Source organism: Bacteroides intestinalis DSM 17393, from assembly GCF_000172175.1.
Taxonomy (GTDB): Bacteria; Bacteroidota; Bacteroidia; order Bacteroidales; family Bacteroidaceae; genus Bacteroides; species Bacteroides intestinalis.
On record NZ_ABJL02000008.1, the window covers coordinates 370,578 to 383,513 of the forward strand.

General features: G+C 44.9%; 12 protein-coding genes. 4 read left to right on the plus strand and 8 right to left on the minus strand.

The features are described from left to right. Position 1: 1 nt before the first annotated feature. The 8 genes from BACINT_RS11000 to BACINT_RS23685 all read right to left on the minus strand — a co-directional run bounded on the left by BACINT_RS11000 (position 2) and on the right by BACINT_RS23685 (position 8,015). Complete coding sequence (locus BACINT_RS11000) at positions 2 to 1,363, minus strand: MATE family efflux transporter (RefSeq protein ID WP_007663002.1); 1,362 nt, start codon at positions 1,361 to 1,363, stop codon at positions 2 to 4. After that, a complete protein-coding gene (locus tag BACINT_RS11005; RefSeq protein ID WP_044155208.1) occupies positions 1,360 to 2,373 on the minus strand; it encodes an ABC transporter ATP-binding protein in 1,014 nt (337 codons plus the stop codon). The genes BACINT_RS11000 and BACINT_RS11005 overlap by 4 nt, the downstream gene beginning before the upstream one ends. 24 nt (positions 2,374 to 2,397) lie before the next feature. Next, positions 2,398 to 3,435, minus strand: coding sequence for an iron ABC transporter permease (locus BACINT_RS11010; RefSeq protein WP_007663004.1), 1,038 nt, complete (start codon positions 3,433 to 3,435; stop codon positions 2,398 to 2,400). After that, positions 3,432 to 4,586: an ABC transporter substrate-binding protein gene (locus BACINT_RS11015; protein ID WP_007663005.1), complete on the minus strand. Its 1,155-nt coding sequence runs from the start codon at positions 4,584 to 4,586 to the stop codon at positions 3,432 to 3,434. The genes BACINT_RS11010 and BACINT_RS11015 overlap by 4 nt, the downstream gene beginning before the upstream one ends. A 116-nt stretch (positions 4,587 to 4,702) precedes the next feature. After that, positions 4,703 to 6,058: an FAD-dependent oxidoreductase gene (locus BACINT_RS11020; protein WP_007663006.1), complete on the minus strand. Its 1,356-nt coding sequence runs from the start codon at positions 6,056 to 6,058 to the stop codon at positions 4,703 to 4,705. A 4-nt stretch (positions 6,059 to 6,062) separates the two neighbouring features. Further along, the gene (locus BACINT_RS11025) at positions 6,063 to 6,653 is read right to left on the minus strand and encodes a DUF417 family protein (RefSeq protein ID WP_007663008.1); all 591 of its coding nucleotides are present in this window, start codon (positions 6,651 to 6,653) and stop codon (positions 6,063 to 6,065) included. A gap of 86 nt (positions 6,654 to 6,739) precedes the next feature. Beyond that, complete coding sequence (locus BACINT_RS11030; protein ID WP_171032214.1) at positions 6,740 to 7,588, minus strand: AraC family transcriptional regulator; 849 nt, start codon at positions 7,586 to 7,588, stop codon at positions 6,740 to 6,742. Between the two features lie 157 nt (positions 7,589 to 7,745). Further along, positions 7,746 to 8,015, minus strand: coding sequence for a branched-chain amino acid transporter permease (locus BACINT_RS23685; RefSeq protein ID WP_007663012.1), 270 nt, complete (start codon positions 8,013 to 8,015; stop codon positions 7,746 to 7,748). Positions 8,016 to 8,723: 708 nt separating this feature from the next. On the opposite strand from BACINT_RS23685, the gene BACINT_RS11035 reads away from it, so the two are divergent. The 4 genes from BACINT_RS11035 (at position 8,724) to BACINT_RS11050 (ending at position 12,932) form a co-directional block, all read left to right on the plus strand. Beyond that, complete coding sequence (locus BACINT_RS11035; RefSeq protein ID WP_007663014.1) at positions 8,724 to 9,434, plus strand: precorrin-2 C(20)-methyltransferase; 711 nt, start codon at positions 8,724 to 8,726, stop codon at positions 9,432 to 9,434. Positions 9,435 to 9,526: 92 nt separating this feature from the next. Beyond that, positions 9,527 to 9,922 (plus strand): DUF1573 domain-containing protein, encoded by a 396-nt coding sequence (locus BACINT_RS11040; RefSeq protein ID WP_007213899.1) that lies wholly within the window; start codon positions 9,527 to 9,529, stop codon positions 9,920 to 9,922. 135 nt (positions 9,923 to 10,057) lie between these two features. Then, entirely contained in the window at positions 10,058 to 12,049 is a 1,992-nt protein-coding gene (locus tag BACINT_RS11045; protein WP_007663018.1) for an OPT family oligopeptide transporter, read from the plus strand. A gap of 10 nt (positions 12,050 to 12,059) precedes the next feature. After that, positions 12,060 to 12,932, plus strand: a complete 873-nt coding sequence (locus BACINT_RS11050) for an alpha/beta hydrolase (RefSeq protein WP_007663019.1) — start codon at positions 12,060 to 12,062, stop codon at positions 12,930 to 12,932. Positions 12,933 to 12,936 lie beyond the last annotated feature (4 nt).

A 12,936-nucleotide genomic window follows, 5' to 3' on the forward strand; every position in this document is an offset into this window, starting at 1 on the left:
TTTACAACTGCTCCGCCTGCTTTCGTTTCATTTCATTCAGTACACTGCATGTCAACGGTATGGCAAGAATGAACGTAAGAAGGTCAGCAACAGCCTGACACATTTCCACACCCTGCAAACCCAGATAATGAGACAGGATAAAAATCAGCGGAATAAAGAACAATCCTTGGCGGGCAGAAGAAATAATGGTAGCCTTTACCGGTTTACGAATCGTCTGCAACATCATATTACTCATCACAATCCATGAACCCAACGGAAAAGTAATGAACTGCCAACGCAAGGCAGCAGCACCTACTGCAATTACATCCGGGTCTCCCTTACGGAACAGAGAAACAATCTCTTCTGCAAATCCCATGCCTGCCAGCGCACACACCAGTAAGAAAATGAATCCCACCTTTACACAAAACCAGAATCCCTGACGAACACGCGCATACAATCCTGCACCATAATTGAAACCGCATACCGGCTGAAAACCTTGCCCAAAACCTATCAGAAATGCATTAATGAACATTGCGATACGGGTAACAATAGACATGCCCGCAATAGCCGCATCTCCATAAGCCCCGGCAGCCACATTCAGCAAAATAGTAGCTACACTCGCCAGCCCCTGACGGGCAAGCGAAGGAGTACCACCACCGATAATTTCCTTTATGAAAGCCAGTGAGGGCGTGAAGTTCTTGAAACGGATACGGATATTGCCTCCCTTTCTACCCATATACAACAACAGGGAGAAGCTACATATCTGACTGATGACTGTAGCCAGCGCAGCACCCGATATCCCCATATCAAAAACAAAAATCAAGATAGGGTCCAGTATCACATTAATCACCGCACCCGATACGATTCCTACCATCGCATACGCTGCATTTCCTTGGAAACGAATCTGATTGTTCAGTACTAACGAAGCAGTCATGAAAGGGGCACCCAGCAATATGATGCCTAGGTATTTCTCCGTATAAGGCAGGATAGTAGGTGTAGAACCCAATGCTAACGACAACGGGGTAAGGAAGATAAGTCCCACTACTGCCAGAAATATACCCATAAACAATGCCCAGAAGAAACCGGTAGCCGCCATCTTCTCTGCATTCCCAGTCTCCTGCGCACCGAGTTTCCGCGAAATATAGTTCCCCGAACCATGTCCGAAGAAAAAGCCCACCGCCTGAATAATGGACATGACTGAGAACACAATACCTACAGCCGCCGTCGACTGAGTATTGATCTTCCCCACAAAGTACGTATCCGCCATATTATAGAATGACGTAACCAACATACTGATAATCGTAGGTACAGCCAATGATACTATCAGACGGGGCACCGGGGTGGTAGTCAGATAGAGATAATTATCTTTTGTCGAATGTCTCATAGAATTTTCACAATCTCTGCAAGCAGTTCACCAATGGTTTGCACAGTCACCGCTTCGCCGTTTACCGAGTGTAGTACAAAAGTACCGTCCCCTTTCAAATCTCCCGTTTCAATATAAACGTCCGACTCCACGTTTCGGTTTGCCAGAATACCATTTCTTTGCAAAGCTTTCCGCACCATAGCGTATTTTTGTCCGTGCCCGACAATACGGATATGGGAAGTATACTCATTGTTCACCCGGAATAATCCTGTCTCCAGATCAAACACAATTCCTTTACGGGCAAAGAAACCACTGAGGGTTCCATCCAGTGAAAGGTCTTCGGGAGTTCCGATAGTCACCCCGTTCACCTTATCCATCAACCAGATTTTATCCGCAATCTGCAAGGCAAGTTCCAGGTCATGTGTAGACAGGAAAATAGTCTTATCCGTCTGCCGGCTCAGCTGATGGAGCAATTGCATCATTTCCACTTTACTCGGGAAATCAAGAAAGGCAGTGGGCTCATCCAGGAAAATCACCGGAGTTTCCTGAGCCAGTGCCTTGGCAATCATCACTTTTTGTCGTTCACCATCACTCAGTGTATGTACCATGCGATGTGCCAAGTGAGATATTCCGACCAGGTTGATAGCATGATCCACTACCTCTTTATCTTCTTTGGAGAGTGTTCCCCAGAAACCGGTATATGGACTGCGTCCCAGACCGATAAGTTCCACAGAAGTCATATTGCGGATGTCGCACTTTTCAGTCAGGACTACACTGATCACTTTTGAAAGCTGTTTGTCCGTATAAGAGCCAATCTCTTTTCCCTGTATACGTATTTCACCGGATAACTTCGGTTGAAATGCAGAAAGTGTACGCAACAATGTAGACTTCCCCACCCCGTTGGCACCCAGCAGACAAGTCAACTCCCCACTATTGATTCCGGCACAAATATCGCTTGCCACGACTTTCACATCTCCTTTACCAGGATAGCCAATGGATAGTTTCTCAATATGTATAGTTTCCTGTTTCAAGACCTCTTTATTTTCAATTCTCAATTATTCTTCCAGTTCCCCTTTACGCTTCCTGAAGAGCACAGATGCCACCACCGGAGCACCTACCAAAGCTGTCACCGAGTTCACCGGCAAAGCTCCTTCAAATCCCGGCATGCGGGCTATGAGGTTACACACCAACGCCAACGAAGCCCCTACCAACAAAGTGGCAGGCATCAGTATCCGATGGTCGGATGTATGGAATATAGCCCGGCAAAGATGGGGAACAGCCAGACCGATAAACATAATCGGACCGCAATATGCCGTCACAATCGCTACCAGTACACCTGAACAGGAGATCACCAACAGGCGTGCCCGCTTGATGTTCAGCCCCAGATTCCGGGCATATCCATCGCCCAGCAGCAACAAGTTCATCGTCTTTATCAGCAGAAACGAGAGTGGCAACAAGACCACCATGATACAGACAAACAGTATCATCTGATCCCCCGACACACGGGCAAAACTACCCAGTCCCCAAATGACGTATGCACGAATATCTTCCTCCACACTGAAATATTTCAATACGCCGATAATGGCACTTGCCACATAACCGATCATCACACCGATAATCAGCAGCGTCACATTTCCCTTTACTTTCTGTGAAACGTATACGATAAGCGCCATCACGGACAGTGCTCCGATAATCGCTGCAATGGACAACGCCACTTCTCCCATATATCCGAGCTTGCTCAATGCCACACCGCCCATCGCTCCCGATAGCAATACCACACAGGCTACTCCCAGGCTGGCACCCGAACTGATACCCAACACTGACGGTCCTGCCAGCGGATTCCGGAAAACCGTCTGCATCTGCAAACCACTCACCGATAGCCCCGCTCCCGCCACCAATGCCGTCAATGCCTGCGGCACACGGGATTTCCAAATGATATTCTGCCAGATAATGGACTCATCTGTATTCCCCCATAAGATGTTCCAGACGGAACGAAAAGGAATATGGACAGAGCCTAACAGCAGGTTCAGTAAGAAAAACAGGAATATAGATGCCAGTATCACCAACATCAGGAGCAGTGTCGGCCTTTTCATTGCAAACGTACGTAGTATTTCGGTTGGTAATCAGGTAATAAATCGGGGTGGAACGCATGGATCAGATCTTCCAGCACTATTTCCGGTTCCATCGGCATACTTTCGTAGAAAGGTTGCTCGCGCATATTGCAATAAATAACGCCTTTGTCACGGAATGCACGGAAGTCGGCATAACGGGGATCAAGGGATTTCAAAGCGTCATAAGAGAATGTGCCGTCGTAACTATTCACAATACGCCAGTAATCGGCACTCTCCGCCTGGCTGTATACTGTTTCAAAATCTAGTGTAACGCCACCGGAACGGGGATCGTCTTTCAAGAAGTAATCGGCTCCCGCATCACGGAACAGTTCGGCCAGGAAGCTCTTACCGCCTACTGCATACCAGTTTCCTCCACGTATTTCACCGCTGAATACTACCGGACGCTTCTTTACATCAGCAGCCAGTTGTTTCAGATCGTTATAATGCTTTTCTATTGCAGCAAATTTTTCATTTGCCTCCTTTTCCTGTCCAATAAACAAGCCGATGAATTTAATCCATTCCGCCTGTCCCAGCGGAGTCATTTCCTTATATCCCAGGTGCGGAACCAAAAGTATTCCGATTTCACGCATCGTATCATATCCGCCACGCTTGAAAGGGGAGATAAAAATGACATCCGGATTCACACTCATGATCACTTCATTATCAAAATTACCTTCAATTCCTATTTTGGCAGTCTTACCCGACTTCAGGCGCTCATTCATTTCTTTGTTGAACAAGTGGCGTGTACTGGTTATACCCACCACCTTATCGCAAGCTTCCAGTTTGATGAAATTGGATAATTGTAAAGAAGTCATGCAAATGACACTGCGTACCGGTGTTTCGATCACCGTATAATCAGAAGGAATCCTTTCGGGTTTCGTCCCCCGGGGCACCAATGCATAATGGAAAGTATTACTACTTTCATTTTGAGGATCACGCAAGTCCACCAAGCGGACATGATTGGGGAGATATTTCACTTCAAACCCTTGGGCATAAACCGGATAAATAGAGTCTGTGGCTGATACGGAGGCTGTGATAGCCTGTAAATCAATAGAGTTTTGTTTGTTTTTCGGGCCACAAGCCACACATAAAATACTTAAAAGGGAGACAGTTATTGCAGTAGTTCGTTTCATGACAATAAAAAGGTATAGAATTCGAGCACAATATTCGTCATTTTTGGGGAGATACGCAAATACCCGTCCTGTAATTTAACCGAATTTGTGCCCGAACACCTCTTATATAAGAATGTCTAAAAATTCATCAGATCATTCAATGCTTCGCTCATACTTGGATGTGTAAATATATAATCACGCAAGAAAGTATATTCCTGTCCCGTTTTCATTACAATAGATACGATATTAATGATCTCACTTGTTTCCGGTCCAAACAGGGAACAGCCCAGAATCTTATTTGTATCGGCATCCACTACTACCTTAAACAATCCGTCAGTCTCACCTAAAGTACGTGCCCGCGGAATGGCTGCTACGGGAAGTGTATTCACCTTTATGTTCAGTCCTTTCTTACGGGCTTCCGTCTCACTCAGCCCCACACGTGCCAAAGGAGGGTCCATAAATACCGAATAACTCACAGGCTCACGGTCGTCCGTACGCCGTTCTCCTGCACCAAACAAATCCTCACGGATAATGCGGTAATCGTCCAATGAAATATAGGTGAATTGTAATCCGCCTTTTACGTCGCCAATGGCACGGATGGCCGGATTAGTAGTACGCAACCATTCATCTACAATAATGGCTCCCCGTTCATTCACTTTCACGCCGGCAACTTCCAGGTTCAGTCCCGAGATGTTCGGACGACGCCCTGTTGCCAATAAGATAGCATCTCCTTCCAGGTGATGGATTTCATGAGTTACAGCATCCTCATAAATCACTGTTGCACCGTCCACGGATTGTACCTTTGCGTTGAGATGGAATACAATACCTTTCTTTTCCAATACGGTCTGTACGCTGGCGGCAATATCCCTGTCTTCGCGCTCAATCAGTTCGGGATACCCTTCGAGTACCGTCACCTTCGAACCGAAAGAAGCATACATGGAAGCAAATTCCAAGCCGATATAACCTCCACCCACGATTACCAGCCGTTCGGGAAGTTCTTCCAGTTCCATGATGGAAGTGCTGGTGTATACGCGGGGATTCTCTTTTATTCCATCAATAGGTGGTACAATGGTTTCCGCACCGGTATTTATAAAGATCTGAGAAGACTGCAATTCAATTACTTCTGTCTCCGTCCGCACTTCTACCACATCAGGACCAGCAAACGATCCGACACCTGTATACACCGTCACATTAGGATTATCAGCCAGATTATGATAGTTCTTATTCCGCAGGAAGGAAGTCACCTCTTCTTTACGACCAATGGCCTGACGATAATAATCCTTCTTCTCTTCCCACGTAGCCTTTACCGGAGTTTCCTTAGCCAGATGTACCAACGTCTTTGTAGGAATACAGCCGATATTGATACACGTGCCTCCATACATACGATCTGAACGTTCTACTATGGCAACCGTCTTCTGACGTTTTGCAAATTCGGCAGCCAGGGTCTTCCCACCCTTGCCGAAACCAATGATAATGGCATCATACTTTTTCATATCTTTATTTTTTTAAATGTTCCAGTACACTCTTCGCACTGTCTGCTAATATAACAATTGCACCGGCCAAAATGGCTGTATCTTTTATAACTAATCTTCCTGCACCGGTCAATAAAGGGAAACCAAACTCTCCACTGCCCAGGTTGGGCACCCATACTTCGGGGGTGGTGACAAGGAAAGAAAGCGTTCCGAGAGTCATGATAATAGCAAGTCCCGCACCTACCAGTCCTACTTTCGGCCAAAATATGCCGAGGAATGTAAGGATACCGATGCTCATAATAAGAATACCCAATCCGTGAGAAAAACCATACGTATTATTCTCCTTGTGCCACTCATGCTTCGCGGCATCAAATTCTCCTTCTTTCAGCTTATACTCTTTATAGTCGGGAACATCGTGTGTATAGAAGAAGCTCATGAAAGGGCTGTTTGCCACAAAAGGTACGATGCCTTCCGCTTCATAATTCCAGAACTTCAATCCGCCGATCCAAACGAAAATAACCAGAATTGCCACACGGATAAGATTGATACCTAACTTTTGAGTAGATGCAGCCAGTGTCAGGGCTGCTACGAACATAGATTTTAATTTTGTTTCCATACGATTATTGCATTAATGAATTGTTTTGTTTTTCTGATGCAAAAATCGGGGTTTATGTCGGGGTGTGAAATGGCAATTCCACCGTATCAGTTGGCAATATTTCCCGTTGTGTTCGATTTACGGAAATCAGATACACTTTCACCGGTCATTTTCTTGAAAAAACGGCTGAAAGTGGACAAATCTTCAAAGCCCAGCAGTTCGCTGATTTCCTTGGCACTTTTAGGGGTATAGAGCAATAATCTCTTGGCCTCCGACTCTATCCGTTCATGGATAATACGCAGCGGGGAAGGTACTCCGCAGGAGGCAAACAGATTGGAGAGTGTCTTTGGGGAACGGAATAACAGGTCGGCATAATCCTGTACCTGCTTCTTTTCGCGGAAGTGCTGGTCAACCAGAATATAAAAACGGCGGACGATATCAAAGGCTTTTTCCTGTTCCGGCGTGACGCCACACTTTTCACGGGCAATGCGGGTACAGGTGATGATAAAACGTTTGAGAATGATACGTAGCATTTCCTCTTGCAGATTATCGCGAACGGCGGACTCCTGCCGGAAGATACGAATAATGTCATTCAGGTTGGCGGATTGTTCCGGCGAAAGTTTCAGTTTCATCACTTGGGAAGAACCATGAAAAAGGAAACCGTTACAGGATACTTCGTCATCATGACCGAATATACAGTAGAAATTGCTGTTGAACAGAAAAGTGAGGTACTCTCCCTCCACCGATTTAATTTCAATATGTTGCAAAGGAGTAAGACTTATGATTTCGTCCTGTTCCAACTGTATGGGAATATGGTCTATCTCCAGAGTCAAGTTTCCACTCCGCACCCAAATGAACTTATATAAAGTAGTATCCTGTTGCAGTGCTTTATTTTCGTGGAAACAAAAGGTCATTGCCAAGTTCCCGTTCAGGCGGGTATTTAATTGATAATCTATCATGATGTTAAAAAGTTAGAGTTCTTTGTCGTATGCCGAAATACAAATATACGCTATTCCGGAAGCTAATGCAAATAAAAGAAGCAATCTATTTCATCATCTCCGCTTTTCGTAATGCCCTACCCCATGTAAGGTCATATTTCGTTATAACTATATTTTAGTTTATGAGTAGAATATACAATCCAGTCCCTAATAAAATAGAGCAAGCCATATTCTTAAAAAGCATTTGAATAACGACTACACAGATACCCGATAGTATTTCCGGAGTGCCGTATGAAGGTGATAGAAAATCTATATCTTTATAGCAATAAACTACCAACATACCGAATATAACCGGAGGTAGTACTCTACCTAAATAGTTTACATATTGGGGAGTATGCGCCGAAGACCTGAAAACCCAGAAAGGAATCCAACGGGTAAAAATCACAACAAAATCAACTACCCCATTAATAACGACAAACAGCGTTTTTAAAGAATAACAGAAACGTTTTTAAAGAATGTACCCAACGTTTATTAAAAACGTAAAAGGGGTACTTAAAAGCAAAAAGCGATAAATACAAACAAAAAAGGCGATAATCCTTATGAGGAAGTATCGCCTTTACCGTTTTTCGTATGTTATTATTCCAAGAACGGATATCCCCAATTCTCAACAATAAAATTATATTACTAAAAACAAGAAAACCGGCAGTAATAATACATATCCGCCAAAGTCCGGAAAAGAAAGATTAGATTTTGTCATTTGCTAAGTTTTTTAGGTTTACTATTAAAGTTATGTTCTCTTCAAAGCCCTACAAATATACTACATCAGGAAGGCGAAGTCAAGTCTTTCAGCCGTTTTTTCCAACTGTTTTCAGACTTTACATGCTAACCTTTTCTCGTACAGATCTTTGCTTCATTGAACGGCAGACAAGTATATTGATAGCATCAAGTTGGCAAGCAAGCTATTATTGCATTCGGTTCATTAAAAAGTACCGTTGCACCAGAGCGTTTGACTTTAGTAAGCAAGAAAAGGTAGATAAACAAGAAATCGGGTTTTATTTTGTTTTATATTCAGAAAATCCCCAATTTTGCACTCCCCATAAAAGTTATTATGAGGGTGCTTATCACTAAACACTAACCATTAATCACTAACAAAATGTCCAACCCCGTCATATTCGTATCCCTCGGTCCCGGAGAACCGGACCTTATCACCCTGAAAGGCTTGAAAGCCCTGCAAAATGCCGATTGTATCTTTTGTCCTGAAACTCGCACCATAAGCGGACAGATATTCTCGCGGGCTGCCGGCATACTGCACGCGCTGGATATTCCGGATACCACCCTCTCCCGCTTTGCATTGCCTATGAGTAAGAACCGGGAACAGGCTTTCGCAGCTTACGATAAAGTGTATAGCGAAGCTTCCCTTCTTCACAAAGAAAATAAAAAAGTCTGTATCGTTGCCGAAGGAGACGCAGGTTTCTATTCTTCCATACACTATATCTTTGAAAAACTACAAGCCGACAATATTCCTGTGCAACACATTGCCGGTATCCCCGCCTTCATTGCAGCAGGTGCCTGTGCAGGACTTCATATTGCCAGCCAAGAGGAACGCCTGACCGTCATTCCCGGTATCATTACCGCCGAAGAAATAGAGAAATATATGGAGGAAAAGACTACCATTGTCATCATGAAACTTTCTCAATGTATCGAAGAAGTTCACCGTTGCATCCATCTCCATCCCGAATATAACTATCATTATTTCGAGAATATAGGCATGGAAAAAGAGAAATACCTGCATGATACAGAGCTGATTTCGGCACTCTCTTTCCCTTATTTTTCACTATTAATCATACGCCACAGCACCTTCTGAGGCGCATTTAATACTATTTCGCACATCATTGGATTAATTTTCACAAAAATGCCTTACCTTTGCCCACTGTGTAATACAAAAGATTTATAGACATGAAAAGACTTACATTGTATATGTTTATGCTCGTACTGAGCATTGGTTACGTTTCGGCACAGGGGAAAGCTGATATTAAGTTTGATAAAACCTCACATAACTTCGGTACGTTTTCTGAAAATGATCCGGTAGTAAGTTGTGTATTCACATTCACCAATGTGGGCGATGCTCCGCTGGTTATACATCAAGCCGTAGCTTCCTGTGGATGTACAGTTCCCGAATATACCCAGGAACCCGTATTGCCGGGCAAAACCGGAACCGTTAAGATTACTTACAACGGAACAGGCAAGTATCCGGGACACTTCAAAAAGTCCATCACTTTGCGCACGAATGCCAAAACAGAAATGATGCGACTCTTTGTAGAAGGAGATATGACACCGAAAGATGCAAAATAAGCATCTTTATATATAAGAATAAAGGAGAATTTTTCAATTCTCCTTTTTTTTTGCTTTCTTTGAAGCTGATTTGGATAAAATAAACAATTAATTGACGGCATAATAACTATAAAACATAAAAGCAATTAAGAAACTATGAAACAAGAAGAAGAGAAATTGACCGGTCTGCCGGAAAATGCATTCCGTGAACTGAAACCGGGCGAGGTCTACAACCCGTTGATGAGCCCTAACAAGAAGTACCCGGAAGTTAACCTCTGGTCTGTATTATGGGGTATCGCCATGGCTATCCTCTTTTCGGCTGCGGCAGCCTATCTGGGATTAAAAGTAGGACAAGTGTTCGAAGCAGCCATTCCTATTGCAATTATTGCCGTAGGCGTATCAGGCGCTGCCAAACGTAAGAATGCGTTAGGAGAAAATGTCATTATCCAATCTATCGGAGCCAGTTCCGGCGTTATTGTGGCAGGTGCCATTTTTACCCTGCCCGCCTTATACATTCTACAAGAAACTTATCCGGCGGAAATCACGGTTACTTTTACTCAGGTATTCATCAGTTCATTGCTGGGAGGCGTATTGGGTATTCTCTTCCTCATCCCATTCCGTAAATATTTTGTAAGTGATATGCATGGCAAGTATCCTTTCCCCGAAGCAACAGCTACCACACAGGTACTGGTATCGGGCGAAAAAGGCGGAAGTCAGGCAAAACCGTTATTGCTGGCCGGCATTATCGGAGGTCTGTACGACTTCATCGTTGCTACATTCGGCTGGTGGAACGAAAACTTCACCACACGTGTATGCGGCTTTGGTGAGATGCTGGCCGATAAAGCAAAACTGGTATTCAAAGTGAATACAGGTGCGGCCGTACTCGGTTTGGGCTATATTGTGGGACTAAAATATGCTTCTATCATTTGTGCCGGTTCACTGGCTGTATGGTGGATTATCATTCCGGGAATGTCCATGATCTGGGGCGACAGCGTGCTGAACCAGTGGAATCCGTCAATTGTGGCTACCGTAGGCAGCATGGCTCCCGAAGAAATTTTTAATTATTATGCCAAGAGCATCGGTATCGGCGGTATTGCTATGGCAGGTATCATCGGTATCATCAAGTCATGGGGTATCATCAAAAGTGCCGTAGGACTGGCAGCTAAGGAGATGGGTGGAAAATCCAATGTAGAAGCCAGCATGAAGCGCACTCAACGTGATATTTCGATGAAGATTATCGCTATCGGTTCTATTATAACACTGTTGCTGGTATTCTTATTCTTCTACTTCGATGTGATGCAAGGCAGTTTGCTGCATACTGTGGTAGCTATTCTGCTGGTGGCAGGTATCGCTTTCCTGTTTACGACTGTGGCTGCCAATGCCATTGCAATCGTAGGTACGAATCCGGTTTCCGGCATGACGCTGATGACATTGATTCTGGCATCGGTAGTGATGGTATCTGTTGGCTTGAAAGGTCCGGAGGGAATGGTAGCCGCATTGGTAATGGGTGGCGTTGTGTGTACGGCACTGTCTATGGCAGGTGGTTTCATTACTGACTTGAAAATCGGTTATTGGTTGGGTAGTACACCCGCTAAACAGGAAGCCTGGAAGTTTCTTGGAACGATTGTTTCAGCTGCAACCGTAGGTGGTGTAATGATTATCCTGAATAAGACATACGGATTTACCAGCGGACAACTGGCTGCTCCGCAAGCTAATGCGATGGCGGCAGTTATTGAACCGTTAATGAATGGCGTGGGTGCCCCCTGGTTGCTTTATGGCATTGGTGCAGTACTGGCTATCGTGCTGAATGCATTCAAGATTCCCGCATTGGCATTTGCACTGGGTATGTTCATTCCGTTACAGCTGAACATTCCTCTTGTAGTGGGTGGTGCCATCAACTGGTATGTGACAAGCCGCAGCAAAGATGCCACCCTTAATACTGAACGCGGTGAAAAAGGTACGTTGCTGGCATCCGGTTTCATTGCCGGTGGTGCGCTTATGGGTGTAGTCAGTGCAGCAATGCGTTTCGGAGGTATCAATCTGGTAAATGACGCCTGGGTAAACAATACATGGTCCGAGGTACTAGCATTGGGTGCATACGCATTACTGATAATTTACTTCATTAAAGCTTCAATGAAAACCAAATAATAGATATACAATGAGAACAATTTTATTTATCACAGCATTGTTTATGTCAACTCTGCTATCTGCTCAGAAGCCCGTTGAGATACCCTTGTGGCCCAACGGTGCTCCTAATACGAATGGCCTGACAGGAGATCAGGAAGATTTGAACGGCGGCCGTGTGGCCAATGTTGTTAATCCCACCATCACGGTTTATCGTCCGGCAAAGCCAAACGGCATGACTATCTTGATGTGTCCGGGCGGCGGATATGCCCGCCTGGCAATGAATCACGAAGGCCATGACATGGCATCCTGGTTCAACACACAGGGAATCACGTATGCCGTCCTGAAATATCGTATGCCGAACGGGAATCGCGAAGTGCCCCTCTCAGATGCAGAACAGGCCATCCGCATTATTCGCCAGCATGCCAAAGAATGGGGTATCAATCCGAATCAGGTAGGCGTTATGGGTGCATCGGCAGGCGGACATCTGGCTGCTTCTCTCTCTACACTTTACAGTAGCGATGAAACGCGTCCAGACTTTCAGATATTGCTTTATCCGGTAATCTCTATGGTACCGGGTATCACCCATGGAGGTTCCCGCAAGAACCTTCTTGGCGACAACCCGACCAAGGAACTGGAAGATGCGTATTCTCTGGAACGTCGTGTATCTCCCCGCTCTCCACAAGCTTTCATCGTACTTTCTGCTGATGATGGCGCTGTGCCACCCATGAATAGTATCGGCTACTTTCTTGCTCTCAACCAACAGAAAGTTCCCGTATCCATGCACATCTACCCCATTGGCGGACATGGCTGGGGCTTTCGCGATAACTTCACTTACAAACGCCAGTGGACAGAAGAACTGGAGAAGTGGTTGCGTGACGGGGTGAAATTCGAGAAAAATAACTAATATA

Coding starts and splice junctions, on each gene's coding strand:
- BACINT_RS11000 (WP_007663002.1), bottom strand. CDS start 1,363: ATGAGACATTCGACAAAAGATAATTATCTCTATCTGACTACCACCCCG.
- BACINT_RS11010 (WP_007663004.1), bottom strand. CDS start 3,435: ATGAAAAGGCCGACACTGCTCCTGATGTTGGTGATACTGGCATCTATA.
- BACINT_RS11015 (WP_007663005.1), bottom strand. CDS start 4,586: ATGAAACGAACTACTGCAATAACTGTCTCCCTTTTAAGTATTTTATGT.
- BACINT_RS11020 (WP_007663006.1), bottom strand. CDS start 6,058: ATGAAAAAGTATGATGCCATTATCATTGGTTTCGGCAAGGGTGGGAAG.
- BACINT_RS11025 (WP_007663008.1), bottom strand. CDS start 6,653: ATGGAAACAAAATTAAAATCTATGTTCGTAGCAGCCCTGACACTGGCT.
- BACINT_RS11035 (WP_007663014.1), top strand. CDS start 8,724: ATGTCCAACCCCGTCATATTCGTATCCCTCGGTCCCGGAGAACCGGAC.
- BACINT_RS11040 (WP_007213899.1), top strand. CDS start 9,527: ATGAAAAGACTTACATTGTATATGTTTATGCTCGTACTGAGCATTGGT.
- BACINT_RS11045 (WP_007663018.1), top strand. CDS start 10,058: ATGAAACAAGAAGAAGAGAAATTGACCGGTCTGCCGGAAAATGCATTC.
- BACINT_RS11050 (WP_007663019.1), top strand. CDS start 12,060: ATGAGAACAATTTTATTTATCACAGCATTGTTTATGTCAACTCTGCTA.